Annotated in this window: 29 protein-coding genes; 28 read left to right on the top strand and 1 reads right to left on the bottom strand. The window is 31.3% G+C overall.

Annotated elements, in window-relative coordinates; all coding sequences use genetic code 11:
- Positions 1 to 2 precede the first annotated feature (2 nt).
- The 28 genes from Ccar_RS19705 (at position 3) to Ccar_RS19570 (ending at position 21,744) form a co-directional block, all read left to right on the top strand.
- Positions 3 to 290 (top strand): KOW domain-containing RNA-binding protein, encoded by a 288-nt coding sequence (locus tag Ccar_RS19705; RefSeq protein ID WP_007062393.1) that lies wholly within the window; start codon positions 3 to 5, stop codon positions 288 to 290.
- 7 nt (positions 291 to 297) lie between these two features.
- Positions 298 to 516 (top strand): translation initiation factor IF-1, encoded by a 219-nt coding sequence (infA, locus tag Ccar_RS19700; protein ID WP_007062394.1) that lies wholly within the window; start codon positions 298 to 300, stop codon positions 514 to 516.
- Between the two features lie 12 nt (positions 517 to 528).
- On the top strand, positions 529 to 642 hold the full coding sequence (rpmJ, locus tag Ccar_RS19695) for a 50S ribosomal protein L36 (protein WP_007062395.1): 114 nt from the start codon (positions 529 to 531) through the stop codon (positions 640 to 642).
- Between the two features lie 143 nt (positions 643 to 785).
- Positions 786 to 1,157 carry a 30S ribosomal protein S13 gene (gene rpsM, locus Ccar_RS19690; RefSeq protein ID WP_007062396.1) on the top strand — a complete coding sequence of 124 codons (372 nt, stop codon included), beginning with the start codon at positions 786 to 788 and terminating at the stop codon, positions 1,155 to 1,157.
- 22 nt (positions 1,158 to 1,179) lie between these two features.
- Positions 1,180 to 1,578, top strand: coding sequence for a 30S ribosomal protein S11 (gene rpsK, locus Ccar_RS19685; RefSeq protein WP_007062397.1), 399 nt, complete (start codon positions 1,180 to 1,182; stop codon positions 1,576 to 1,578).
- Between the two features lie 21 nt (positions 1,579 to 1,599).
- Positions 1,600 to 2,220: a 30S ribosomal protein S4 gene (gene rpsD, locus Ccar_RS19680; protein WP_007062398.1), complete on the top strand. Its 621-nt coding sequence runs from the start codon at positions 1,600 to 1,602 to the stop codon at positions 2,218 to 2,220.
- Between the two features lie 70 nt (positions 2,221 to 2,290).
- Positions 2,291 to 3,238, top strand: coding sequence for a DNA-directed RNA polymerase subunit alpha (locus Ccar_RS19675; RefSeq protein ID WP_007062399.1), 948 nt, complete (start codon positions 2,291 to 2,293; stop codon positions 3,236 to 3,238).
- Between the two features lie 55 nt (positions 3,239 to 3,293).
- Positions 3,294 to 3,635 (top strand): 50S ribosomal protein L17, encoded by a 342-nt coding sequence (rplQ, locus tag Ccar_RS19670; protein ID WP_007062400.1) that lies wholly within the window; start codon positions 3,294 to 3,296, stop codon positions 3,633 to 3,635.
- A gap of 100 nt (positions 3,636 to 3,735) precedes the next feature.
- Complete coding sequence (locus tag Ccar_RS19665) at positions 3,736 to 4,581, top strand: energy-coupling factor transporter ATPase (RefSeq protein WP_007062401.1); 846 nt, start codon at positions 3,736 to 3,738, stop codon at positions 4,579 to 4,581.
- On the top strand, positions 4,566 to 5,420 hold the full coding sequence (locus Ccar_RS19660) for an energy-coupling factor transporter ATPase (protein WP_007064900.1): 855 nt from the start codon (positions 4,566 to 4,568) through the stop codon (positions 5,418 to 5,420). The genes Ccar_RS19665 and Ccar_RS19660 overlap by 16 nt, the downstream gene beginning before the upstream one ends.
- Positions 5,421 to 5,432: 12 nt before the next feature.
- Positions 5,433 to 6,239, top strand: coding sequence for an energy-coupling factor transporter transmembrane component T family protein (locus tag Ccar_RS19655; protein WP_007062404.1), 807 nt, complete (start codon positions 5,433 to 5,435; stop codon positions 6,237 to 6,239).
- On the top strand, positions 6,239 to 6,973 hold the full coding sequence (gene truA, locus Ccar_RS19650) for a tRNA pseudouridine(38-40) synthase TruA (protein WP_179945258.1): 735 nt from the start codon (positions 6,239 to 6,241) through the stop codon (positions 6,971 to 6,973). The genes Ccar_RS19655 and truA overlap by 1 nt, the downstream gene beginning before the upstream one ends.
- Before the next feature lie 154 nt (positions 6,974 to 7,127).
- Entirely contained in the window at positions 7,128 to 7,562 is a 435-nt protein-coding gene (gene rplM, locus Ccar_RS19645; RefSeq protein ID WP_007062406.1) for a 50S ribosomal protein L13, read from the top strand.
- A gap of 25 nt (positions 7,563 to 7,587) precedes the next feature.
- Complete coding sequence (rpsI, locus tag Ccar_RS19640) at positions 7,588 to 7,980, top strand: 30S ribosomal protein S9 (RefSeq protein WP_007062407.1); 393 nt, start codon at positions 7,588 to 7,590, stop codon at positions 7,978 to 7,980.
- A gap of 115 nt (positions 7,981 to 8,095) precedes the next feature.
- Complete coding sequence (gene cwlD / locus Ccar_RS19635) at positions 8,096 to 8,812, top strand: N-acetylmuramoyl-L-alanine amidase CwlD (RefSeq protein WP_007062408.1); 717 nt, start codon at positions 8,096 to 8,098, stop codon at positions 8,810 to 8,812.
- 324 nt (positions 8,813 to 9,136) lie between these two features.
- Positions 9,137 to 10,126, top strand: coding sequence for a GntR family transcriptional regulator (locus tag Ccar_RS19630; RefSeq protein WP_007062409.1), 990 nt, complete (start codon positions 9,137 to 9,139; stop codon positions 10,124 to 10,126).
- Between the two features lie 18 nt (positions 10,127 to 10,144).
- Positions 10,145 to 10,555: a methylaspartate mutase subunit S gene (glmS, locus tag Ccar_RS19625; protein ID WP_007062410.1), complete on the top strand. Its 411-nt coding sequence runs from the start codon at positions 10,145 to 10,147 to the stop codon at positions 10,553 to 10,555.
- Between the two features lie 43 nt (positions 10,556 to 10,598).
- A complete protein-coding gene (gene glmL, locus Ccar_RS19620; protein WP_007062411.1) occupies positions 10,599 to 11,990 on the top strand; it encodes a methylaspartate mutase accessory protein GlmL in 1,392 nt (463 codons plus the stop codon).
- Between the two features lie 12 nt (positions 11,991 to 12,002).
- Entirely contained in the window at positions 12,003 to 13,454 is a 1,452-nt protein-coding gene (locus Ccar_RS19615; protein ID WP_007062412.1) for a methylaspartate mutase subunit E, read from the top strand.
- A gap of 129 nt (positions 13,455 to 13,583) precedes the next feature.
- Positions 13,584 to 14,825 carry a methylaspartate ammonia-lyase gene (locus Ccar_RS19610; protein WP_007062413.1) on the top strand — a complete coding sequence of 414 codons (1,242 nt, stop codon included), beginning with the start codon at positions 13,584 to 13,586 and terminating at the stop codon, positions 14,823 to 14,825.
- A 92-nt stretch (positions 14,826 to 14,917) separates the two neighbouring features.
- Complete coding sequence (locus tag Ccar_RS19605) at positions 14,918 to 15,760, top strand: fumarate hydratase (RefSeq protein ID WP_007062414.1); 843 nt, start codon at positions 14,918 to 14,920, stop codon at positions 15,758 to 15,760.
- Between the two features lie 25 nt (positions 15,761 to 15,785).
- The gene (locus Ccar_RS19600; protein ID WP_007065246.1) at positions 15,786 to 16,346 is read left to right on the top strand and encodes a Fe-S-containing hydro-lyase; all 561 of its coding nucleotides are present in this window, start codon (positions 15,786 to 15,788) and stop codon (positions 16,344 to 16,346) included.
- 26 nt (positions 16,347 to 16,372) lie between these two features.
- Positions 16,373 to 16,636, top strand: a complete 264-nt coding sequence (citD, locus tag Ccar_RS19595; protein WP_048030354.1) for a citrate lyase acyl carrier protein — start codon at positions 16,373 to 16,375, stop codon at positions 16,634 to 16,636.
- A 22-nt stretch (positions 16,637 to 16,658) separates the two neighbouring features.
- The gene (locus Ccar_RS19590) at positions 16,659 to 17,531 is read left to right on the top strand and encodes an HpcH/HpaI aldolase/citrate lyase family protein (protein WP_007064317.1); all 873 of its coding nucleotides are present in this window, start codon (positions 16,659 to 16,661) and stop codon (positions 17,529 to 17,531) included.
- Between the two features lie 43 nt (positions 17,532 to 17,574).
- On the top strand, positions 17,575 to 19,116 hold the full coding sequence (citF, locus tag Ccar_RS19585) for a citrate lyase subunit alpha (RefSeq protein WP_048030352.1): 1,542 nt from the start codon (positions 17,575 to 17,577) through the stop codon (positions 19,114 to 19,116).
- Between the two features lie 10 nt (positions 19,117 to 19,126).
- Positions 19,127 to 20,173, top strand: coding sequence for a [citrate (pro-3S)-lyase] ligase (gene citC / locus Ccar_RS19580; protein WP_007063140.1), 1,047 nt, complete (start codon positions 19,127 to 19,129; stop codon positions 20,171 to 20,173).
- 111 nt (positions 20,174 to 20,284) lie between these two features.
- The gene (gene citX, locus Ccar_RS19575; RefSeq protein WP_242852176.1) at positions 20,285 to 20,773 is read left to right on the top strand and encodes a citrate lyase holo-[acyl-carrier protein] synthase; all 489 of its coding nucleotides are present in this window, start codon (positions 20,285 to 20,287) and stop codon (positions 20,771 to 20,773) included.
- Positions 20,774 to 21,027: 254 nt separating this feature from the next.
- Positions 21,028 to 21,744 (top strand): tetratricopeptide repeat protein, encoded by a 717-nt coding sequence (locus Ccar_RS19570; RefSeq protein WP_007063142.1) that lies wholly within the window; start codon positions 21,028 to 21,030, stop codon positions 21,742 to 21,744.
- 61 nt (positions 21,745 to 21,805) lie between these two features.
- Here the strand turns inward: Ccar_RS19570 and Ccar_RS19565 are convergent, their stop codons facing one another.
- Positions 21,806 to 23,815 carry a sigma 54-interacting transcriptional regulator gene (locus tag Ccar_RS19565; protein WP_007063143.1) on the bottom strand — a complete coding sequence of 670 codons (2,010 nt, stop codon included), beginning with the start codon at positions 23,813 to 23,815 and terminating at the stop codon, positions 21,806 to 21,808.
- Positions 23,816 to 24,003 lie beyond the last annotated feature (188 nt).

The following is a 24,003-nucleotide window of genomic DNA, read 5'->3' as shown; positions in this document are numbered from 1 at the left end:
ATATGTTGTTAGACAGTAATAGCTGTATAGGAAAGATAGTTTGTTCAAAAGCAGGAAGGGATAAAGGTAAATTCTTTATAATACTAAGTGTGCTGGATGATAAATATGTTTATATTTGTGATGGAGACCTTAGAACTGTAGAAAGACCAAAAAAGAAAAAAGTGAAGCATTTAAACTTTACTAATTCTGTAGCTGAAGAAATAAGAAATCTATTAATATCAAATGAAAGAATTAATAGTGCGACAATAAGAAAATTTTTGCAGTCTTACGACAATAATAAGGAGGTTTGATTACCTTATGTCAAAAGATGATGTTATAGAAATGCAGGGTACTGTTTTAGAAGCGTTACCTAATGCAATGTTTGAAGTAGAATTGGAAAGCGGACATAAAATATTGGCACATATATCAGGTAAATTAAGAATGAATTTTATAAGAATTCTTCCAGGTGATAAAGTTACAGTAGAGCTTTCTCCATATGATTTAAGTCGTGGAAGAATAACCTGGAGAGCAAAATAAGGAGGGTTAGCTATGAAAGTAAGACCATCAGTTAAGCCTATGTGTGAAAAATGTAAAATTATAAAAAGAAAAGGAAGAGTAATGGTTATCTGTGAAAATCCTAAGCATAAGCAAAAACAAGGCTAATAAATCATAAATTAGAAGTAGAATTTTAAGTTATTAATGTTTTAGGATGCGGCTGCATATAGAATTAAAATTATTCTATTGACCTAGAACTTTATATAAAAAATAATCCATACCAACTAGATATTCAGGAGGTGTAAATTTTAATGGCAAGAATAGCAGGTGTTGACCTACCAAAGGAAAAAAGAGTAGAAATAGGTCTAACTTATATATATGGCATAGGATTACCAACTTCTCACAAAATCCTTAGTGAAACAGGAGTAAATCCAGATATTAGAGTTAAGGATTTAAGTGAAGAAGAAGTTAATGCATTAAGAGACTATGTTAACAAGAACGTAAAAGTTGAAGGTGACTTAAGAAGAGAGATTGCTCTTAACATAAAGAGATTAATTGAAATTGGATGTTATAGAGGAATAAGACATAGAAGAGGTCTTCCAGTAAGAGGACAAAAGACAAAGACAAATGCAAGAACAAGAAAAGGTCCTAAGAAAATGATAGGAGCTAAGAAAAAGAAATAACTTAGTGTAAGGAGGGAAAAAGATGGCAGCTGGATCAAAGAATAAAAAGACAAGAAGAAGAAAAGAAAGAAAAAATGTTGAACATGGCTGTGCACATATAAAATCAACTTTCAATAATTCAATAGTAACTATAACTGATGCTGTAGGAAATGCATTATCATGGGCTAGTGCAGGTGGATTAGGATTTAGAGGATCAAGAAAAAGCACTCCATTTGCTGCTCAGATGGCCGCTGAAACATCAGCAAAGGCAGCTATGGAACATGGATTAAAGAGTGTTGAAGTATACGTTAAGGGACCAGGAGCAGGTAGAGAAGCTGCAATAAGATCACTACAAGCTGCTGGATTAGAAGTTACATTGATTAAAGATGTTACTCCAATACCACATAACGGATGCAGACCACCAAAAAGAAGAAGAGTTTAGGTAATAGGAGGTGTAAATTTAATGGCAAGATATACTGGAGCAGTATGCAGATTATGTAGAAGAGAAGGATTAAAATTATTCCTTAAAGGTGATAGATGCTTTACAGATAAATGTGCAGTTTCAAGAAGAGGTTATGCACCTGGACAGCACGGACAAAGTAGAAAGAAAGTTTCTAACTACGGATTACAATTAAGAGAAAAACAAAAAGCTAGAAGAATATACGGAGTACTAGAAGGACAGTTCAGAACATACTATGAAAAGGCTGAAAGAAAAAGAGGTATATCAGGTGAAAACTTGTTAAAACTTCTTGAAATGAGACTTGATAACGTAGCTTATAAATTTGGCTATGGAAATTCAAGAGCTGAAGCTAGACAATTAGTAACACACGGACATTTCTTAATAAATGGTAAGAAAGTAGATATTGCTTCTTATCAAGTTTCAGCTGGAGATGTTATAACTGTAAGCGAAAAGAGCAGATCAACTGAAAGGTTCAAGACTTTTGCTGAAAATCCAAAGGCTTTACCAGCTTGGTTAGAGGGAAATCCAGAAAACTTTGAAGGAAAAATAGTTAGAGAACCTTCAAGAGAAGATATCGATGTTCCTGTTAACGAAACATTAATAGTAGAGTTATATAGTAAGTAATAATTGATTAATATTAGAATCAGTTGCCCTCAAAATAAATTGAAATATAAATAGAAGGAGGGTTATATTCATGTTAGAAATAGAAAAGCCTAAAATAGAATGTGTTGAAGTTAATGAAGATGGTTCCTATGGCAAATTTGTTGTAGAACCATTAGAAAGAGGTTATGGTATCACTCTTGGTAATGCATTAAGAAGAATTCTTCTTTCTTCTTTACCAGGAGTTGCTGCAAACCATATAAAAATAGATGGTGTGCTTCATGAATTTTCAACTGTTCGTGGAGTAAAAGAAGATGTTGCTGAATTAGTTTTAAACATAAAGTGTCTAGCTTTAAAGATGAATGGTGAGGGTCCTAAGACTATATACATAGATGCTCAGGGACCAGGAGAAGTTGTTGCAGGAGACATAAAAACCGATGGCGATATAGAAATAATTAATAAGGATTTACATATAGCAACACTTGATGATGATGGTAAGTTATATATGGAAATTCAAGTTAATACAGGCAGAGGATATGTTTCTCAAACAAAAAATAAATCCGAAGATATGCCTATAGGAACTATTGCTATAGATTCAATTTATACTCCTATTAAAAGAGTTAACTTTGTGGTAGAAAACACAAGAGTTGGTCAGATTACTGATTACGATAAGTTATCTCTTGAAGTATGGACTAATGGTACTATAATGCCAGAAGAAGCTATAAGTTTATCAGCTAAAATTCTTATAGAGCACTTTAAGTTATTCATGACATTAACTGATCATGCTAACAACGTTGAAATAATGGTTGAAAAAGAAGAAGATAAGAAAGAAAAAGTTCTAGAAATGACTATAGAGGAACTAGATCTTTCAGTTAGAAGTTATAATTGTTTAAAGAGAGCAGGAATAAATACTGTTCAAGAGCTAACAGAAAGAACAATGGATGATATGATGAAGGTTAGAAACCTAGGTAAGAAATCCTTAGAAGAAGTAGAGCAAAAACTTGAAGCCTTAGGATTATCTTTAAAACAGAGTGAAGAATAAAAAATAATATTAACATTGTTTGCTCAAAGAAAAGCGAAGGTAAGGAGGTATAGATATGGCATTACAACGTAAATTGGGTCGTCCAACTGACCAAAGAAGAGCAATGCTTAGAAATCTTGTTACTAGTTTTTTAAAGCATGGAAAAATAGAAACAACAGAAACTAGAGCAAAAGAAACAAAAAATTTGGCAGAAAAAATGATCACTCTTGCAAAAAGAGGGGATCTTCACGCTAGAAGACAAGTACTTTCATTTGTAACAGAAGAGGAAGTAGTTAAGGATTTATTTGATAAAGTAGCTCCTAAATATGCTGAAAGAAATGGTGGATATACTAGAATATATAAAGTAGGTCCAAGAAGAGGCGACGGAGCTGAAGTAGTTATACTAGAGTTAGTATAAGATTTAGGGGATTAAGTAAACTAACTTAATCCCCATTTTCTTATATATAAAAAAAGTAGATAAGCGATAACTTACTGCATTAATTTAGCGAGGTGCTTCCATGGAAAGTAAAATGATAGAATGCAAAAATGTTATTTATAAATATGAAAATGCTGATAAAAATGGAACAAAATTGGCTATTAATAATGCTAGTCTCGAGGTAAAAAAGGGAGAATTTCTAGTTGTTCTGGGGAGAAATGGTTCTGGAAAATCAACTATAGCAAAGCATATGAATGCGTTGTTAATTCCTACTGACGGAAAAGTATATGTAAGTGGATTGGACACATGTGATGAAAAGAATGTTTGGAATATAAGAAATAAAGCTGGTATGGTTTTTCAAAATCCGGATAATCAAATAGTTGCAACTATCGTAGAAGAAGATGTTGCCTTTGGTCCAGAAAATTTAGGTGTTGATCCAGCAGAAATAAGAAAAAGAGTAGATGAATGTTTAAAAAAAGTAAACATGTATGATTACAGAAAACATGCACCTCATTTGTTGTCAGGAGGTCAAAAGCAGAGAGTAGCTATAGCCGGAGTATTAGCAATGATGCCTGAGTGTATAATATTTGATGAATCCACAGCTATGCTAGACCCATCAGGAAGAAAAGAAGTAATGAAAACTATAAAAGAGATAAATAGTAAATATGGTATAACTATAATACTAATTACTCACTATATGGAAGAAGCAGTAGAAGCTGATAGAATAATAGTTATGGATGAAGGCAAAATTATTATGGAAGGCACTCCAAAAAATATTTTTAGTCAGGTTGAAAAAATGAAAAATATAGGACTTGATGTACCTCAAATGACAGAATTAAGCTATGAACTGCAGCGAAGTGGCATAAATATAAGAAAAGATATATTAACTATAGATGAGATGGTGGATGAATTATGTCAATTAAAATAGAAAATTTAACCCATATATATATGAAAGGATCTCCTTTCGAAAAAAAAGCACTAGACAATGTTAATATTACTATTAATGAGGGAGAATTTGTTGCTTTAATTGGTCATACTGGTTCAGGAAAGTCTACACTTATTCAGCATATTAATGGTTTGTTAAAACCAAGTTCAGGTAAAATAGTAATAGACGATGTTGATATTACTGAAAAGAAAGTTAATTTAAATTTCATAAGAAAAAAAGTAGGTCTTGTATTTCAGTATCCTGAATATCAACTTTTTGAAGAAACTATAGAAAAAGACATTGCTTTTGGTCCTAAAAATTTAGGCTTAAGTGATGATCAGATAAATAGCAGAGTAAAAAGGGCTATGAGCATGGTTGGTTTAGATTATGAAAAGTATAAAGACAAGTCCCCTTTTGAATTAAGTGGTGGTCAAAAAAGGAGAGTTGCCATAGCAGGTGTAGTGGCTATGGAACCTAAGATTTTAATACTAGATGAACCAACTGCAGGTCTTGACCCCAAGGGAAGAGACGATATTTTAGGTAAGATAAAAGATTTACATCTAGAATATAAAATGACCATTATACTCGTATCACATAGCATGGAAGATGTAGCAAAGCTTGCTGATAGGATATTGGTTATGCATAAAGGAAAAGCCATACTTGATGGAGTTCCATCACAAGTGTTTAAAGAAATAGATACATTAGAAAGTGTTGGGCTTGCAGTACCACAAGTTACTTACCTCGTAAGGGCACTGAAGGAAAAGGGAATAGATATATCTAGTGATGTGTTTACTATACAGCAAGCCAAAGAGGAAATATTAAGAATACTAAAAAAACGTTAGGGGAGTTAGTAAATGATTAAAGATATTACAATAGGACAATATGTGCCTGGAGATTCTTTTGTACACAAGTTAGATCCACGAGTAAAGATAATAATATCTTTAGTATATATAATAGATCTATTTTTAGTAAATACTTTTAAAGGGTACATATTTATAATAGCATTTACTTTACTTTCAATAATTATATCTAAGGTAAATTTTAGATATATATACAAGGGACTTAAACCAGTACTTATATTGGTATTAATAACAGCGTTATTGAACATTTTTATGACAGATGGTAAAACCCCGCCACTATTTGCATGGAAGTTTTTAAAAGTATATAAGGAAGGGTTAATACTTGCTGCCTTTATGGTTTTGAGACTTGTATTTTTAATAATTGGAACATCATTATTAACATTAACTACATCACCAATAGAATTAACAGATGGTATAGAAAAACTTTTAAATCCACTAAAGAAAATAGGTGTACCTGCTCATGAATTAGCAATGATGATGACTATTGCATTAAGATTTATTCCAACCTTAATGGATGAAACAGATAAAATAATGAAAGCTCAAATGGCTAGAGGAGCTGATTTTGAATCAGGAAGTTTAATTAAAAGAGCAAGAAATCTTATTCCTATACTGGTTCCTCTTTTTATAAGTTCCTTTAGAAGAGCTGATGAACTAGCAATGGCTATGGAAGCTAGATGCTATAGAGGTGGAGAAGGAAGAACTAGAATGAAACAATTAAAAATGACCAGTAGAGACTTTACTGCAAGTATAAGTATGATGGTGTTAGTAGTTGTTTCAGTATGGAGTAACACATGGCATTAATTAAGAATATTAAACTAGTAATTGAATATGATGGTACTAATTATTGTGGATGGCAGAGACAAGATAATGCTGAGTCAATTCAACAAAAGGTTGAGGAAGCTATTGAAAGGGCTACTAAAGTTTTTTCAAAGGTTACAGGATCTAGTAGAACGGATGCAGGAGTTCATGCCGAAGGGTTTGTTTGTAACTTTTTTACAGAGAGTTCAATACCACCTGAAAATTTTAAAGAGGCGCTAAATGTTTTTTTACCAGAGGATATAGTGATTATTGAGTCTAAGGAAGTAGACAAAGAATTTCATTCTAGATTTAATAGTATAGGAAAAAAGTATGTTTATACAGTGTTGACTGGATCTCATAGACCAGCAATAAGAAGAAATTATGTATATTACTTTAATAAAAACTTAAATATTGGACAAATGAAGGAAGCAGCAAAGTATTTTTTAGGAACTCATGACTTTTCTGCTTTTAAGAAAAGTGGAAGTTCTGTAAAAACATCTATTAGAACAATAAAAGAACTCAATATAGATATAGATGGAAATTATATAAAATTTTCTATTATAGGAGATGGATTTTTATATAATATGGTTAGAATTATAGTAGGAACTCTTTTAGATGTAGGAACTAATAGGTTTAATCCTGAAGATATTGATAAAATAATTAGTTCTAAAAATAGATCAAATGCAGGAAAATCTGCGCCAGCATGTGGATTAACTTTAGAAAAAGTATTTTATTAGATAAACTAAGTAATTTCAGTGTTTAACTTATTGACACGCCAGGCAGATTGTATTATAATAATGTATGTTTGTATTACAAGTATAAAAGATCCACTAGCCCCGGATCTTTATATAGAAGCACGTATTTTATAAAAGAATTTAGGGAGGTAAAACCATGAAATCATACATAGCAAAACCACAAGAAGTTGAAAGAAAATGGTATGTTGTTGATGCTGCTGGAAAGCCACTAGGAAGAGTAGCAAGCCAGGTTGCTTCAATATTAAGAGGAAAAAATAAACCAACATTTACACCACACGTTGATACAGGAGATTTTGTTATAATAATAAATGCAGAAAAAGTAGTTTTAACTGGTAAGAAATTAGATCAGAAAATGTTAAGACATCATTCACTTTACCCAGGTGGATTAAAAGAGACTCCATATAGAGAGGCTATAGCAAAGAAACCTGAATTTGTATTCCAAGAAGCAGTTAGAAGAATGCTTCCAAAGGGAGTATTAGGAAGACAAATGCTTAAAAAATTAAAAGTATACAGAGGTGCTGAGCACGATAATCAAGCTCAAAAACCAGAAGTATTAGAATTAAGATATTAATTGGAAACTGGAAGGAGGAGAAAAAATGGCTAAAGTTCAGTATTTTGGAACAGGAAGAAGAAAAAAATCAATCGCAAGAGTAAGACTTGTACCTGGTGAAGGTAAAGTAGTAATAAATAAAAGAGAAATGGAAAACTATTTCGGATTAGAAACTTTAATGGTTATAGTTAATCAGCCATTAACTTTAACTGGAACTAAAGAAAAGTTTGACGTATTAGTAAATGTACACGGTGGTGGATTTACTGGTCAGGCTGGAGCTATAAGACACGGAATTTCAAGAGCACTTTTAAAGGCTGATGAAAATTTAAGACCAGAACTTAAGAAAGCTGGTTTCTTAACAAGAGATCCAAGAATGAAAGAAAGAAAGAAATATGGTCTTAAAAAGGCTAGAAAAGCTTCACAATTCTCAAAGAGATAGAAAGCATGGAGAGAGGAAATTTCCTCTCTTTTTTTTATTGTAAAAAATTGTGCTAATTAAAAATCAATATTAAGGCATAGAATATATATGAAATTTTATTTTGGGAGGGATAATATTGAAATTTAAAAATAAGAAGTTAATATTAGTTAGCTTTATCATACTGTTATCACTGACTTCTATATTCTATGCTAATGGAAAATATTCTATGCCTATGTTTCATTTAAATACAAGTACCAATGATAAGGAAAATATAATCATACTCATAGATCCTGGTCATGGTGGAATTGATGGTGGAGCCACATCTAAAAGTGGAATTTTGGAGAAAGACATAAATTTGAAAATAGGGTTAAAACTTAAGTCTGAACTTGAAAAACAAAAGTATAAGGCAATAATGACCAGGAAAGAAGATAAAGGGTTATATGAGAATAGTGGAAGAATAAGAAAGAAAAAAATTGAAGATTTAAATAATAGATGCAAAATTAAAAAGGACAGTAAGTGCAATATGTTTATAAGTATACATCTTAATATGTTTCCTGAACCACAATATTATGGAGCGCAAGTTTGGTATTCTAAAAATGTGGAAAGTGAGAAGTTAGCAAAAATAACTCAGGAAAATTTAAAAAGAGATTTAGATCCTAATAATAATAGAAAGGAAAAACCAGCACTAGATTCTTATAAGGTATTAAGATCTAATGATAGTATGCCTTCCATACTTGTAGAGTGTGGTTTTTTGTCTAATCCACGTGAAGCTGAAAAGTTAAACACAGATGAATATCAATCTAAAATAGTAACTTCATTAGTAAAATCAGTTAATGATTATTATAATCAATAGAAAATCCAAGTTAAGCCTAAATTAGACCTGTATGCTGTGAAGGAAAATATACAGGTCTTTTCATTTGCTAAGTAAATTTTTGGTAATTAAAAATATAAAGTTATTAATTTTTTTAATATGAATATATGTAAATATGCCTTAAGGTAAGTGATGCCAATGAGGTAATAAGTAAATATATGTTTGCAATTAAAACAAGGTTTAAAGTGGACTAAAACATAATAAATAATGGAATTTTCTAAAATTTGAATAATTATAAAAAGTAATTGAAGTGCATTTGCAGGTGTGATATTATTAAATCAAGAAATGGACTAGTCCATTAATCCAATGAATTTTGGGGTGATTACTATAGAAATCAAGATAAACAAAGAAAGTGGAGTGCCACTATACTTACAAGTTAAAAAACAAATTATGGATTTAATAAAGACTGATATATTAACTGTAGGCAATAAGATGCCCACAGAGAGAGAATTGTCTGAAAAGTTAAAAGTAAGTAGAAATACTATAAGTACAGCATATAATGAGCTAGAACAAGAAGGCGTTTTAAAATCTTATCAAGGAAGAGGAACTTTTGTAGCTGAAGAAGCTAATCCTTGGAAAGTACAAAATATAAAAGAAAAGATAATAAAATTTGTCGATTTAGGATTTGAAGAAGCTCTAGAAACTGGTATGGATGCAGATGAATTTTTAGAAATTGTTATGCAGCGAGTAAGAGAGAAAAAAGAACTTATGAGCAAAATAACAGCATTATATGTTGAATGCAATATTGAACAATCAAGAATGTTTAGTAAGCAGTTAATGGATAGTACTAATATGAATGTTATTCCCTTTACTTTAGATGATATAAAAATGCCAACAAAAGAAACTAAAAGCATGATAGAAAAGTGCCAGGTAATAATAGCAACATTTAATCATGTTAATGAAGTAGTGAGAATGACAAAACAATTTAAAAAGGAAGTAATAGGAGTAGCTATAAATGTTAACTTACAAACTATAGTTAAAATTGCAAGATACCCTGAAGAAACTAGGTTTGGATTTGTTTGCATGTCACAAGAATTCATGTTTAAAGCAAGAGGTGCATTGGAGAAAGCAGGACTTTCCAATATAGACATTCAATATACAAATACCACAGATAAAGATGAATTATTAAAGATTGTAAATAATTCAGAGGTGTTAATAGTATCTCCAGGTAGATATAAAGATGTTAAGGAAAGTTGTACAGAGGATAAGGAAATAGTTAAGTTTTTATATAGCTTAGATGATAATTCTGTAAAAGCTTTAAAATCACAAATAATAGAATTAAAATATCAAAAGTAAAGTTTGGGAGGTTTCATAATGAAGACTTTAGTTATAGGTGTAATTGGTTCAGATTGTCATGCAGTTGGTAATAAAATACTTGAACATTCATTTACACAAGCAGGATTTAATGTAGTTAATATAGGAGTACTTTGTCCACAGGAAGATTTTATTAATGCTGCCATAGAAACTAATGCAGATGCAATTATAGTTTCATCGCTTTATGGACATGGTGAAATCGATTGTAGAGGTTTACGTGAAAAGCTTAATGAATCAGGATTAGATAGTATAGTACTATATGCTGGAGGAAATCTAGTAGTAGGAAAGCAAAAGTGGGAGAATGTAGAAAAGAAGTTTAAACAAATGGGATTTGATAGAGTTTATGCACCAGGTACATCACCAGAAGTTGACATTGCAGATTTAAGGAAAGATTTAAAAATTGAAGATTAATTAAAAATAAAAGCTCTATGTGAGTATAACAGGAGTGATTGGGTTGAATAGTTACTTACTGATAGATTTTGGTAGCACATATACAAAGCTTACTGCTGTAGATGTAGAAAAGGAAGAAATTCTTGCTACGGCTAAGGATATTACTACTATAGAAGATGATATAATGATAGGCTTTAATAATGCCTATGAAAAACTTCAAGAAAATTTAAAAGGAAAAGAAGTTAATTTCTTAAAAAAATTGGCATGCTCATCTGCTGCAGGTGGATTGAAAATGGTAGCTATTGGACTGGTACCAGAACTTACAGCTGAAGCTGCTAAAAGGGCGGCACTTGGTGCTGGAGCTAGAGTTTTAAATGTATATAGTTATGATCTTACATCAAAAGAAATAAATGAAATAAAAAATTCAAATTTGGATATTATACTTTTAGCAGGAGGAACAGATGGAGGAAACAAGCAATGTATAATTCATAATGCAAAAATGCTTGCTAAAAGTGGAATAGATAAACCAATAGTTGTAGCTGGAAATAAAGTTGCAGTAGATACAGTTGAAGAAATACTAAGCGAGGCTAATATGTTCTATAAAGTAACAGATAACGTAATGCCTAAGCTTAATGTTTTAAATGTTGAACCAGCCAGAGAAGAAATAAGAAAAATATTTATGGAAAAAATAGTTGAAGCAAAAGGAATGAAAAAAGCGGAAAACTATATAAGCGGAATATTAATGCCAACTCCAGCAGCAGTACTTAAAGCTGCAAGAATTTTAAGCGAAGGAACAGATAAAGAAGAAGGAGTTGGAGATTTAGTAGTTGTAGATATAGGAGGAGCTACTACAGATGTACATTCATTGGCAGATGGAGAACCTTCTAAAGCAGGTGTAACATTAAGAGGTCTCCAAGAACCTTTTGCCAAGAGAACTGTAGAAGGTGACTTAGGTATGAGATATTCTGCAGAAGCATTGTTAGAAGCAGCAACTACAAAAAGAATATACAAATATTTAAATGATAAAACTGTAGATGTAGAGGGAAATTGTAAATTTAGAGCGGAAAATATAAAAATGGTGCCAAAAACTGAAGATGAAATAAAGTTTGATGAGGCTATGGCTAAAGCAGCAACTGAAATATCTTTAGAAAGGCATGTAGGAGTTCTTGAAACACTGTATACCCCTTGTGGAGTAATATATTCGCAAGAAGGTAAAGATCTTTTAGAGGTAAAATATCTTATAGGAACAGGTGGGGTTTTAGTTCATAGTAAAAATCCTGCAGGAATATTAAAGGCAGGTACTTTTGACGAAACTGATCCTACACATTTGAAACCTAAAAATCCACAGTATTTACTTGATAAAACTTATATAATGTCTGCGATGGGTCTTCTAGCAGAGGAATATCCTGATATGGCAGTTAGAATAATGAAAAAATACTTGGTTAAAGTTGATTAGGAGGTAATTGAGGTGGAACTTAAAAATAAAAAGTGGACAGATGAAGAATTTTTCGAAATGAGAAAAGAAGTATTAAGCCAATGGCCAACAGGAAGTGAAGTAGATTTAAAGGAAGCAGTAGAATATTTAAAAAAGGTACCAGAAAATAAGAGTTTTCCAGCAAAATTAAGAAAAGCTAAAGAAGCGGGAATAACATTAGCACAGCCAAGAGCAGGAGTTGCACTAATAAGTGAACATATAGAACTTCTACAACACCTTCAAAATGAAGGAGATGCAGATTTATTACCATCAACAATAGATAGTTATACAAGACAAAATAGATATGATGAATGTGAAATAGGAATAAAAGAAAGTTTAGCAGCAGGAAGATCCCTATTAAACGGATTTCCAGGAGTAAACCATGGAGTAAAAGGATGCAGAGAAGTATTTGAAGCAGTAAATCTTCCACTTCAAGCAAGACATGGTACACCAGATTCAAGATTGCTTGCAGAAATAATACATGCAGCAGGATGGACTTCAAATGAAGGCGGCGGAATATCTTATAATGTTCCATATGCTAAAAATGTATCAATAGAAAAAAGCTTATTGGACTGGCAGTACTGTGATAGACTTGTTGGATATTATGAGGAACAGGGAATATCAATCAACAGAGAACCATTTGGACCTTTAACAGGAACTTTAGTTCCACCAAGTACATCCAATACAGTAGCAATAACAGAAGCATTGCTTGCAGCAGAACAAGGAGTTAAGAATATAACAGTAGGATATGGACAGTGTGGAAATTTAGTTCAAGATGTTGCAGCAATAAGAGCCTTAGAAGAACAAGTTAATGAATATTTAAAAAAGTATGGATACGATGATGTTTATGTAACAACAGTATTTCATCAGTGGATGGGAGGATTCCCACAGGATGAAGCAAAAGCATTTGGAGTAATAGGATCAGGAGCAGCAACAGCAGCACTAGCAGGAGCAACAAAGGTTATAGTAAAAACACCACATGAAGCATTGGGAATACCAACAAAAGAAGCAAATGCAGCAGGAATAAAAGCAACAAAAATGGCATTAAATATGTTCCAGGGACAGAGACTTCCAATGTCAAAGGAATTAGAAACAGAAATAAGTATAATAAAAGCAGAAACTAAATGTATGATGGATAAATTATTTGAGCTTGGAAATGGAGATTTAGCAGTAGGAACAGTAAAAGGCTTTGCAGCAGGAATAGTTGATATACCATTTGCACCAAGCAAGTATAATGTAGGAAAAATGATGCCAGCAAGAGATAATAATGGGGCAGTAAGATACTTGAATTTTGGAAACTTGCCATTAACTGAAGAATTAAAGGCATTCAATACAAGAAAGTTAGAAGAAAGAGGAAAGTTTGAAGGAAGAGAAGTAACATTCCAGATGACTATAGATGATATATTTGCTGTAGGAAAAGGTGTTTTGATAGGAAGACCTGAGTAATTTTAGTTTAACATATCTAGAGACACATTCGTTCTTTGCTCCAACTTGAAAAAGATGGAGTATTAGAGCGGGAGTCAATGGGTAAATTACATAAGTATGCAAAAACTATTTAGAAAGACGGTGTAAAAAATGAAAATAGTTGACGTTATTTGTTCAGAATCAAAAACAGGATTTTATTTCGATGATCAGAGAGCTATAAAAAAGGGAGCAGGACATGATGGATTCACTTATGTAGGAGAACCAGTAACAGAAGGATTTAAAAATGTAAGACAGGCTGGAGAAGCTATATCTGTAATGCTTATATTAGAAGATGGTCAGGTAGCATATGGAGATTGTGCAGCAGTGCAGTATTCAGGAGCAGGTGGAAGAGATCCTTTATTTTTAGCTAAAGATTTTATTCCAGTTATAGAAAAGGAAATAGCACCTAAGCTTATAGGAAGAGAATTAAAGGAATTTAAAGCACTAGCAGAAGAATTTGATAAAATGCAAGTTAATGGAAAAAGACTGCATACAGCTATAAGATATGGAGTAACTCAAGCAATACTTGATGCAGTAGCAAAAGCTCAAAAAATAACTATGGCAGAAGTAATAAGAAATGAATACAATCCAGGTTATGAAATGAAGAGAGTGCCAATATTTACTCAATCAGGAGATGACAGATACGACAACTCAGATAAAATGATAATAAAGGGTGCAGATGTAATGCCACATGCACTTATAAATAATGTAGAAGAAAAATTAGGATTAAAAGGTGAAAAACTATTAAAGTATGTTGAATGGTTAAGAGATAGAGTAATAAAATTAAGAACAAAAGAAGATTATAGTCCAATATTCCATATAGATGTATATGGAACAATAGGTGCTGCATTTAATTATGATACAAAAGCAATGGCTGATTATATAAAAACATTAGAAGAAGCAGCAAAACCATTCCATTTAAGAATAGAAGGACCAATGGATGTAGAAGAAAGACAAAAACAAATGGAAGCATTAAGAGACCTAACAGCAGAATTAGATGGAAGAGGAATAAAAGTAGAATTAGTTGCAGATGAATGGTGCAACACAGTGGATGATGTAAAATTCTTTACAGACAATAAAGCAGGACATATGGTACAAATAAAGACACCTGATTTAGGTGGAGTAAATAATATAGCAGATGCAATAATGTATTGCAAAGAACATGATATGGGAGCATATTGTGGAGGAACATGCAATGAAACAAATAGATCTGCTGAAGTAACTACAAATATAGGTATGGCCTGTGGCGCAAAACAAGTACTTGCTAAACCAGGAATGGGCGTAGATGAAGGATACATGATAGTTAACAATGAAATGAATAGAGTTATTGCGTTAATAAATAGAAGAAAATAATTGTACTTTAATTTGCAAAAGGCGGTTTGATTAAACTGCCTTTTCATCTACAAAAAAGTACCAAAATATTTACAAAGAGGAGAAAGATAAATATGAGAGATATAAATGTATCAGAAATAACAAGTTCTATAAAAAAATTATGCATAGATGCTAATTACTTTCTTTCAGATGATGTTAAAAGTAGAATAAAAAAGGCTAAAGAAGAAGAGACATGGGATATGGCAAAGGGTATTTTAGAAAAAATACTTGAAAATGTAGATATAGCTAAAAATGAAAAAATGCCTATGTGTCAGGATACTGGTATGGCTTGTGTATTTGTAGAATTAGGTCAGGAGGTTCATATAGTAGGAGGAAGCTTAGAAGATGCTATAAATGAAGGTGTAAGACAAGGATATACAGAAGGTTATTTAAGAAAATCTGTAGTAAAAGATCCATTGGATAGAGTAAATACAAAAGATAATACTCCAGCAGTTATATATTACAATTTAGTTCCAGGTGATAAATTAAAGATTACTGTGGCTCCTAAGGGATTTGGTTCAGAAAATATGAGTCAAATTAAAATGTTAAAACCTGCAGATGGATTAGATGGAGTTAAAGAATTTATACTTAAAGCAGTAAAAGAGGCAGGACCTAATCCATGTCCTCCAATTGTAGTAGGTGTAGGTATAGGTGGAACCTTTGATAAAGCAGCAAATTTAGCTAAAAAAGCACTAATTAGACCTTTAGCAGAAAGAAATTCAAATCCATTTTATGAAAACTTGGAAAAAGAGCTCTTAGATAAAGTAAATGCTTTAGGAATTGGACCACAAGGATTTGGTGGAAAGACTACTGCACTTGCAGTAAATATAGAAACATATCCAACTCATATAGCAGGACTTCCAGTTGCTGTTAATATAAATTGCCATGTTACAAGACATGCAGAGATAGAATTATAATTATTGATAATTTGGAGGTATAGGTATGGAAAAAAGAATTACAACTCCTTTCACAGAGGAAAAGGTTAAAAATTTAAAGGCTGGAGATAGTGTATTAGTATCAGGAGTTATATATACTGCAAGAGATGCAGCTCATAAAAGATTTGTAGAACTTTTAGATAAAGGTGAAGAATTACCTATGGATGTAAAAGATTCAATCATATATTATGTAGGACCAAGTCCAGCAAAGCCAGGAAAAGTAATAGGTTCAGCAGGACCTACTACAAGTTATAGAATGGACCCTTATGCACCAAGATTATTGGATATAGGCTTAAAGGGAATGATAGGAAAAGGCTTAAGATCAAAAGAAGTAATAGAGTCTATGAAAAAGAATAAAGCTGTTTATTTTGCAGCTATAGGTGGAGCTGCTGCACTTATGGGAAAAGCTATAAAAAAGGCAGAGGTTATAGCTTACGAAGATTTAGGATCTGAAGCAGTAAGAAGATTAGAAGTAGAAGATTTACCTTTAGTTGTAGTAATAGATTCTGAAGGAAATAATTTGTACGAAATGGGACAAAAAGAATATTTAGAATCTGTAAATGATTAAATTAAAAATATGAGGAGAGAAAGCTAATGGAAATAAAGAAGGTAGCCAAAGCAGGTACACTAGAGTCAAATGACATAATGATTATGGTTGCACCAAATGAAGATGGAAAAGTAGACTTAGAACTTGAAAGTATAGTAATGAAGCAGTTTGGAAAACAAATAGAAAAAACTATACTAAAAAAAGTAAAAGAATTAGGAATAGAAAGTATAACTATAAAGGCTCAGGATAAAGGAGCATTAGATTATACAATAAAAGCGAGAGTTCAAACAGCTATAGAAAGAGCAATGTAAATTTAAAATTGAGGTGAGATATATGAAAAGACTAAGAAGAACAATGCTTTTTATGCCTGGCAACAACCCTGGAATGCTTCAAAGTGCACCAATACTTGGAGCTGATTCAGTAATACTTGATTTAGAAGATGCAGTAAGTCTTACAGAAAAGGATAGTGCAAGAAGACTTGTTAGTGAAGCTATAAAATTTATAGATTATTCAGCAGTAGAACTAGTAGTAAGAGTAAATCCACTAGATACTGAATATGGACCAAAGGATATAGATACTATAGCTAGAGTTAAGCCAGATGCATTAATGATTCCGAAAGCTACAGAAGAACAGCTTGAAACTATAGATAAAATGCTTTCTAAAATTGAAAGTGAAGAAAAATTTGAAGACAATCATATAAAACTTATTCCAATTGTAGAAACAGCTTATGGCTTGGAAAATGTGTACAGCATAATAAAAGCATCAAAAAGAGTAGTAGGTGTACTTTTGGGAGCAGAGGATTTAACTTCAGACTTTGGAATTAAGAGAACAAAAGAAGGAGAAGAAATATTTTATGCAAGAAACAGAGTGTCTACAGCTTGTAGAGCTTCTAGAGTAGATGCTATAGATACTCCTTTTACAGATACTAATGATTATGAAGGATTAAGAAAAGATACATTTAAAGCCAAGAGTATAGGTTTCACTGGAAAATCATCCATAAATCCAAGACAAATAGACACTATACATTCAGTATTTGAACCAACAGAAGCTGAAATAAAGCATGCAGTAAGAGTATTAGAAGCTAGAGATGAAGCTAAAGCTAAGGGATTAGGAGTATTTTCTTTAGATGGAAAAATGGTAGATGCACCTGTAATAAACAGAGCAGTAACTACTGTAGAATTGGCTAAATTATTAGGTCTTATTTAATTAATATGTGTTAGATTAAATCTGGAAAAAGTGAGGTATTACTATGAAAAATGTACTAGGAAGAGAAATTCCTGATAATATAGAAGGCTATAGGGAAGTAAAGCCTTTTCAAGGAGCTTTTTCAAATTGTGGTGTTAAAGAAAAAGTAGGTGTAAATGTAAGTTCAGTAAAACCGGGAGAAGATAAAGTATTAAACAGCATAGAAGAAGCTTTAGATAAAGTAGAAATAAAGGATGGAATGACTATATCTTTTCACCATCATTTAAGAAATGGAGATTTCATACTTAATAATGTAATGTATGCTATTTCAAAAAGAGGAATAAAAGACATTACTGTAGCAGCAAGTTCTATATTCCCAATACATGAGCCCTTAGTAGAATATATGAAGAGGGGTGTTGTAACAGGAATAGTTGCAAACTATATGTCAGGACCTGTGGCAGAAGCTATATCAAAGGGATACTTAAAAAAACCAGCAGTAATGATGACTCATGGTGGAAGACCAAGAGCTATAGAAAGTGGAGATTTACATATAGATGTAGCATTCATAGGAGCACCAACTGCGGATACTTATGGAAACATAAATGGAGTTTATGGAAATGCTGCTTGTGGTTCATTAGGATATGCCGTATCCGATGCTGAATATGCAGATAAGGTAATAGCAATTACTGATAACCTTGTTCCTTACCCAGCATGTCCTATTGAGATCAATCAAACTTATGTAGATTATGTAGTTAAAGTTGATTCTATAGGAAATCCAGCAGGTATTGTATCAGGTACTACAAAAATTACAAAGGACCCTGTAGGACTTAAAATAGCTAAAATGGCATCAAAGGTTATGGAAGCTTCAGGACTTGTAAAGGATGGAATGTCATTTCAAACAGGAGCAGGAGGAACCTCTCTTGCAGTGGCAGAAAACTTAAAAGAAATAATGAGAGATAAGAAAGTAACAGGAAGTTTTGCAGCAGGTGGAATAACAGGTTATATTGTAGATATGTTTGAAGAAGGATTATTCACACATATATTTGATGTACAGTGCTTTGATTTAAAAGCTGTAGAATCCTATAGAAATAATCCTAAACATCAAGGTATGAGTGGATCAATGTATGGGAACCCTCATAATAAAGGAGCCGTAGTAAATAACTTGGATGTAATGATACTTGGAGCTACAGAAATAGATACAAATTTCAATGTAAATGTAACAACAGGTTCTGATGGAATAATAATGGGAGGTTCAGGTGGACACAGTGATACTGCAGCAGGAGCAAAGCTTGCTATAGTAGTTACAAACCTTATAAAAGGAAGACTTCCAATTATAAAGGATAAGGTTACTACAGTTACAACTCCAGGAGAAAGTATAGATGTAGTAGTTACAGAAAGAGGTATAGCTGTAAATCCAATAAGAAAGGATTTAATAGAAAAATTAAAAGCTAAAAATTTACCTGTTATGACAATAGAAGAACTAAAAGATTTAGCTGAAAATATGACAGGAAAGCCAGCGCCTATAGAATTTACAGATAAGGTTGTAGCAGTAGTAGAATATAGAGATGGTACTATAATAGATGTAGTTAGAAAACCATTAAGTTAAGGAGATAAAAATGTATGATTTAAAGCTTCAGAAAATAAATTTGAAAAATGAAGAAGAAAAAAATGAAGTATATAAGTTTTTAGAAAGCTTTGGATTAATACTGGATAAAGATGTGGATTATACAGTGGTTTTTAGAGATGGAAATAATGCAATTAAAGCCACTTGTTCTAAAGCTAAGAATATATTTAAGTGCTTTGCCATATCAGAGGATATAAGGGGAGAAAACATAACTTCTTCCCTTATATCTAATTTAGTAGATAAGCTTTTTGAAGAAGGAATTTACCATAGTTTTTTATTTACTAAACCAGACAAAGTAAAAATATTTACCTCTTTAAATTTTAATCTTATATATAAAGAAGAAAATGCTGCTTTATTAGAATATGGAATTTATAATATAAATAAAGCTTTAGATAAAATGATAGCTAAATATGAAATAGATGTAACTACTGAAAAAGGTGCATTAGTAATGAATTGCAATCCATTTACTAATGGACATAGGTATTTAGTAGAAGAAGCTTCAAAAAAGTGCAGTGAAGTTATAGTGTTTGTGGTGGAAGAAGACAAATCCTTATTTCCTTTCAAGGATAGATATTCAATGGTAGAAGAAGGTTTATCAGATTTTAAAAATGTAAAAGTTATTCCAGGTAGTGAATATATTATATCGTCAGCTACTTTTCCATCCTATTTTATTAGAAAAGAGGATGAAAGATTAAAATCCTATGAAAATATTGATTGTAACATATTTGGGGAATATTTTTGTAAAAAATTAAATATAATAAAGAGATTTGTAGGTGAAGAACCCTACTGTAATGTTACTAATACATATAATAATACGTTAAAAAAAGTTATGCCAAAGTATGGTGTAGAGCTGATTGAAATAGAGAGAAAATGTTATGAAGGCAATTATATAAGTGCTTCTAAAGTTAGAGAATTTATAAAAAATAATCAAATGGATCAAGTAAAAAATATAATACCTGAAGTAACATGGAAGTTTTTAAATTCTAATAAAGGAAAGGAGATAAGAGAGAAAATACAAAAAAGTAACTCTCCACATTAGTTTATGAATAGATGTTGGTTAACAAATTACACTTACGAAGATTATGTTAAAGATAAACAAAAAAATTGTAATATAAAAGGTATAAAAGAATATACGCCAGAAGATATATTAATGTGCAGAGAAGAAAGAGTTTGTGAACAAGAAAAGTTAATTAAATTGTATAAAAAAACATTAGTTTTTATGAGAGTTAATTATCCTGGTGTAGTTAAAAATAATACTATAACACTTGGCATAATGAAATTTATGAACAAGTTTTTAATAGAACAGCTTAAGCAATATATAGAGTATAAGAATTTTGCTATAACAGCAGAAGGTCCATCATTAACACTTATTGTGAATAAAAATGCTAAAGACATAAAAAAAATAACAGTTAACATAGAAAATAAACATTTTCTAGGCAGATACGTAGATATCGATGTTTATGATGAAAACAATAATAGTTTAAGTAGAGGAATGCTTGGCTTCAAACCAAGAACATGTTATATATGCAGCGATATTGCTCAGTATTGCGTAAGGTCAAGAAAACATAGTGAAGAAGAAATAAAAGAGTTTATTAAAAATAAGTATGAAGATTATTGTAAATGGTGTAAAGTACTTTAGTATCAAGTGATTCTTAGACTCAGGTGGAGTTTGCCTATGAGGAATACCTCTTACCTGAGCAAGCTCGTAAAATGCCATTTAGGCATTTTACCCATCTGAGTCTTAGAAGAACTTATCCAGGCGCGTATCATTGCTTATCCCCAACTTGAAGAAGGTGGGGGTATTAGCAATGGTAGCGATCGGATGAAAAATGAATGAAATATTTTTAGCAAATGGTTATAATAAGGTATATAACAGAAATGTGGAGGTACTTTATGTTTTTTAGAAATAGCGATGATGGCTTATATGGAAAAATACCCATGAAGGTTAAAGTAATAATTGCATGTATATCAGTATGTGTAGTAATTGGCATAGCTTATAAGGAAGCAATAAATAATAGAAAAAATAATAGTATAATAGAAAACGTAAATAAAGAAAGTTCTAATAATAATACAGTTATAAAAGAAAAAAAAGATGATAATGTTTCAAAGCAGACAGAAGCCCAAAAGGCTGAGGAACAAAAATATAGTGAAAGCTATAAGGCTTTTGGAGAAAAGAACTATGATAATACAATAGCATTAGCTGATGAAATTATAAAGGCAGATCCAAATTTTTATAAGGCTTATAATATTAAAGGAATAGCATTATGTTATAAAGGTAGCTTTGACGAAGGAATGAAAAATATAGACAAAGCACTTCAATTAAAGCCTGATTTTGGGTATGCTAGATTTAACAAAGCTTTAGGGTATGAGCTGCATGGCGATTATGATGCAGCATTAACCTGGTATGATAAAGATTTAGAGGTTGAAAATTATATATGGAGTTATTATGGCAAAGCTAGTATATATGGAAGACGAGGAGATGTGGAGAATACAGTAAAGTATTTAAAAACAGCTGTAAACATGTCACCAGATATAAAAGGTATTGCTTCTAAAGAAGAAGACTTTAATCCAGTAAAGGACTCCAAGGAGTTTCAAGATGTAATCAAGTAAAATAATCCCCAAAGTTTTTTAAACAATGGGGATTATTTTGCTTTGAAAATGTGGATAACTTTTAAAGAGAAGCTAAATCTATTCCATATTTTTTGCATTTTAAAGATACAGTTCTATGAGTAATTCCTAAGGCTTTTCCAGCTTTATTATAGCTTTTATAGGTTTTCATAGCTAAAGTTATCAATTCTTTTTCATATTGTTCTAAAGGCTGAAGTTTACCGTTTTTAAGGTTTATCAAAGAACCAGTTTCCAATTCACCATTTTTAATGTAAAAAGGTAAGTCTTTTTCTGCTATTAAGCTGTTTTCACACATATTTATAGCTCTCTCTATAATATTTTCTAATTCTCTTATGTTTCCAGGCCAATGGTATTCCTGCAAATGCATAAGGGATTTTTTATCTATGCCTGTAACATTTTTATTGAGTTTAATATTCATTTTCTGAATAAAGTGTTCTACCAAAAGATTTATATCTTCTTTTCTATTTCTTAAAGGAGGAAGAATAATGCTTATAACATTTAATCTATAGTATAAATCTTCCCTAAACTTATCTTCCTTTATCATTTTTTCAAGATTTCTATTAGTAGCGGCAATTATTCTTATATCTACTGTTTGGGTAGTAAGGCCACCAACACTTTCAAATTCTCTTTCCTGAAGTACTCTTAATAATTTAACCTGCATAGATACAGGCATGTCTCCAATTTCATCTAAAAATAAAGTACCACCATTTGCTATATTAAATTTTCCAGGTTTACTTTTAATTGCACCTGTAAAGGCGCCCTTCTCATATCCAAATAACTCACTTTCTAGTAAATTTTCTGGAATAGCAGCACAATTAACTCTAACAAAAGGTTTATTTTTTCTATTACTATTATTATGAATAGCTTTAGCAATAAGCTCTTTACCTGTTCCGCTTTCACCACGAATTAATACGGTAGAGGGTGAATTAGAAGCTTTTTGTGCCATAAATAGACAATCCTTAAGAGAACTGCTGCAGCCTATTATAGAACTAAAAGAACTGCTAAAATTATGTCTGTTTAATTCATCTTTATAATAATTAAGTTCTTCTTCGGATTTCTCCAGTTTTTTTACTAAGTCTTTGATTTCGTCTACAGTTTTTGATATTGAAATAACACCTTTAAATATACCGTCTATAAAAATAGGTTCTATTGTGGAAATTATATTTATGCTATCTTTGTGGTAAACTTTATTTTCAATTGGTGTTTTTGTATTAAATACTTTAATTCGGAGTCCATTTGGAGACACAGTGGCTAAATCTTTACCTACAATATCTTTACTTTCTATACCAAAATGTTTTTCATAAGATGGATTTACATAACTTATAATTCGTCTATCATCTACAAAGCAAATTAAGTCATGAGATGCTTCTAATATTTTTTTGAATTTTTCATTTAATTCTTTAATACCTATTAATTCAGATATATCTTGGAATACTCCTAAAGCTCCAATAACTTTATCATTAGAGAATATAGGAGATCTATTAGTTAAAACAAGATGATTGTTTATATATTGAGTTTCTCCAACCTTACGCTCTTTTGAAGTTACTATGTTTGGCAAATCAGAAGTTGGAATAATGTCTTTTACAAAGTGTCCTATTACATCCTCTAAATTTTTATCAACTATTTTAAGTGCATAGTCATTCATGGCTGTAATATATCCATTTACATCAATAACTAATATCCCAACAGGAATATTTTTTACTATTTGAGCATAAGCAATAGTATTTTCTTCAATTATGTCATCTATTTTAGATAAAACTGAATTATTATTATTTACTATATACATAGTTATAAAATTGCATAGTTCTAATACTGCATGTTGGCCATTCATAGAGTTTTCCTTGCAGGAAATCTCAACCATTTCACCTTCTCTTATTTTTAAAGATAACAAGGCTAACATACTTATAGCTATAGGTTCTTTTGCAGATGAATTGCTCATATATAGGTTTATTCCATATTTGCTTTTTAATTCTGTAGCTTTATGAACTATCATAGCTGCAATTCGTGTGTGTATTCCATTATGTATTGTTATGGTTATACTGTTTTTATACATAATTCATCTCCTCTTGATAAAAAATATCATATATATGTACAAAATCTGATAAAATTTATCAAGTATAATATTAACCTAAAATCCGTTGTAAGTCCAGAGGTTAAGGCCAGTTTTTAAATTACTTTATAACAATATAATGGTTTTAGTTGATAAATTTTATCAATATTTTTTTAACTGTAATATTATAA

The organism is Clostridium carboxidivorans P7 (assembly GCF_001038625.1).
Classification (GTDB): Bacteria; Bacillota; Clostridia; order Clostridiales; family Clostridiaceae; genus Clostridium_AM; species Clostridium_AM carboxidivorans.
The sequence above is the reverse complement of the archived record's forward strand: the minus strand, read 5'-3'. Positions and strand labels throughout refer to the sequence as shown.

What these genes read in the sequence shown, in the direction of transcription:
- Ccar_RS19705 (WP_007062393.1), top strand. Translation starts at nt 3, where the DNA reads ATGTTGTTAGACAGTAATAGCTGTATAGGAAAGATAGTTTGTTCAAAA.
- infA (WP_007062394.1), top strand. Translation starts at nt 298, where the DNA reads ATGTCAAAAGATGATGTTATAGAAATGCAGGGTACTGTTTTAGAAGCG.
- rpmJ (WP_007062395.1), top strand. Translation starts at nt 529, where the DNA reads ATGAAAGTAAGACCATCAGTTAAGCCTATGTGTGAAAAATGTAAAATT.
- rpsM (WP_007062396.1), top strand. Translation starts at nt 786, where the DNA reads ATGGCAAGAATAGCAGGTGTTGACCTACCAAAGGAAAAAAGAGTAGAA.
- rpsK (WP_007062397.1), top strand. Translation starts at nt 1,180, where the DNA reads ATGGCAGCTGGATCAAAGAATAAAAAGACAAGAAGAAGAAAAGAAAGA.
- rpsD (WP_007062398.1), top strand. Translation starts at nt 1,600, where the DNA reads ATGGCAAGATATACTGGAGCAGTATGCAGATTATGTAGAAGAGAAGGA.
- Ccar_RS19675 (WP_007062399.1), top strand. Translation starts at nt 2,291, where the DNA reads ATGTTAGAAATAGAAAAGCCTAAAATAGAATGTGTTGAAGTTAATGAA.
- rplQ (WP_007062400.1), top strand. Translation starts at nt 3,294, where the DNA reads ATGGCATTACAACGTAAATTGGGTCGTCCAACTGACCAAAGAAGAGCA.
- Ccar_RS19665 (WP_007062401.1), top strand. Translation starts at nt 3,736, where the DNA reads ATGGAAAGTAAAATGATAGAATGCAAAAATGTTATTTATAAATATGAA.
- Ccar_RS19660 (WP_007064900.1), top strand. Translation starts at nt 4,566, where the DNA reads ATGTCAATTAAAATAGAAAATTTAACCCATATATATATGAAAGGATCT.
- Ccar_RS19655 (WP_007062404.1), top strand. Translation starts at nt 5,433, where the DNA reads ATGATTAAAGATATTACAATAGGACAATATGTGCCTGGAGATTCTTTT.
- rplM (WP_007062406.1), top strand. Translation starts at nt 7,128, where the DNA reads ATGAAATCATACATAGCAAAACCACAAGAAGTTGAAAGAAAATGGTAT.
- rpsI (WP_007062407.1), top strand. Translation starts at nt 7,588, where the DNA reads ATGGCTAAAGTTCAGTATTTTGGAACAGGAAGAAGAAAAAAATCAATC.
- Ccar_RS19630 (WP_007062409.1), top strand. Translation starts at nt 9,137, where the DNA reads ATGAATTTTGGGGTGATTACTATAGAAATCAAGATAAACAAAGAAAGT.
- glmS (WP_007062410.1), top strand. Translation starts at nt 10,145, where the DNA reads ATGAAGACTTTAGTTATAGGTGTAATTGGTTCAGATTGTCATGCAGTT.
- Ccar_RS19610 (WP_007062413.1), top strand. Translation starts at nt 13,584, where the DNA reads ATGAAAATAGTTGACGTTATTTGTTCAGAATCAAAAACAGGATTTTAT.
- Ccar_RS19605 (WP_007062414.1), top strand. Translation starts at nt 14,918, where the DNA reads ATGAGAGATATAAATGTATCAGAAATAACAAGTTCTATAAAAAAATTA.
- Ccar_RS19600 (WP_007065246.1), top strand. Translation starts at nt 15,786, where the DNA reads ATGGAAAAAAGAATTACAACTCCTTTCACAGAGGAAAAGGTTAAAAAT.
- citD (WP_048030354.1), top strand. Translation starts at nt 16,373, where the DNA reads ATGGAAATAAAGAAGGTAGCCAAAGCAGGTACACTAGAGTCAAATGAC.
- Ccar_RS19590 (WP_007064317.1), top strand. Translation starts at nt 16,659, where the DNA reads ATGAAAAGACTAAGAAGAACAATGCTTTTTATGCCTGGCAACAACCCT.
- citF (WP_048030352.1), top strand. Translation starts at nt 17,575, where the DNA reads ATGAAAAATGTACTAGGAAGAGAAATTCCTGATAATATAGAAGGCTAT.
- citC (WP_007063140.1), top strand. Translation starts at nt 19,127, where the DNA reads ATGTATGATTTAAAGCTTCAGAAAATAAATTTGAAAAATGAAGAAGAA.
- citX (WP_242852176.1), top strand. Translation starts at nt 20,285, where the DNA reads ATGTGCAGAGAAGAAAGAGTTTGTGAACAAGAAAAGTTAATTAAATTG.
- Ccar_RS19570 (WP_007063142.1), top strand. Translation starts at nt 21,028, where the DNA reads ATGTTTTTTAGAAATAGCGATGATGGCTTATATGGAAAAATACCCATG.
- Ccar_RS19565 (WP_007063143.1), bottom strand. Translation starts at nt 23,815, where the DNA reads ATGTATAAAAACAGTATAACCATAACAATACATAATGGAATACACACA.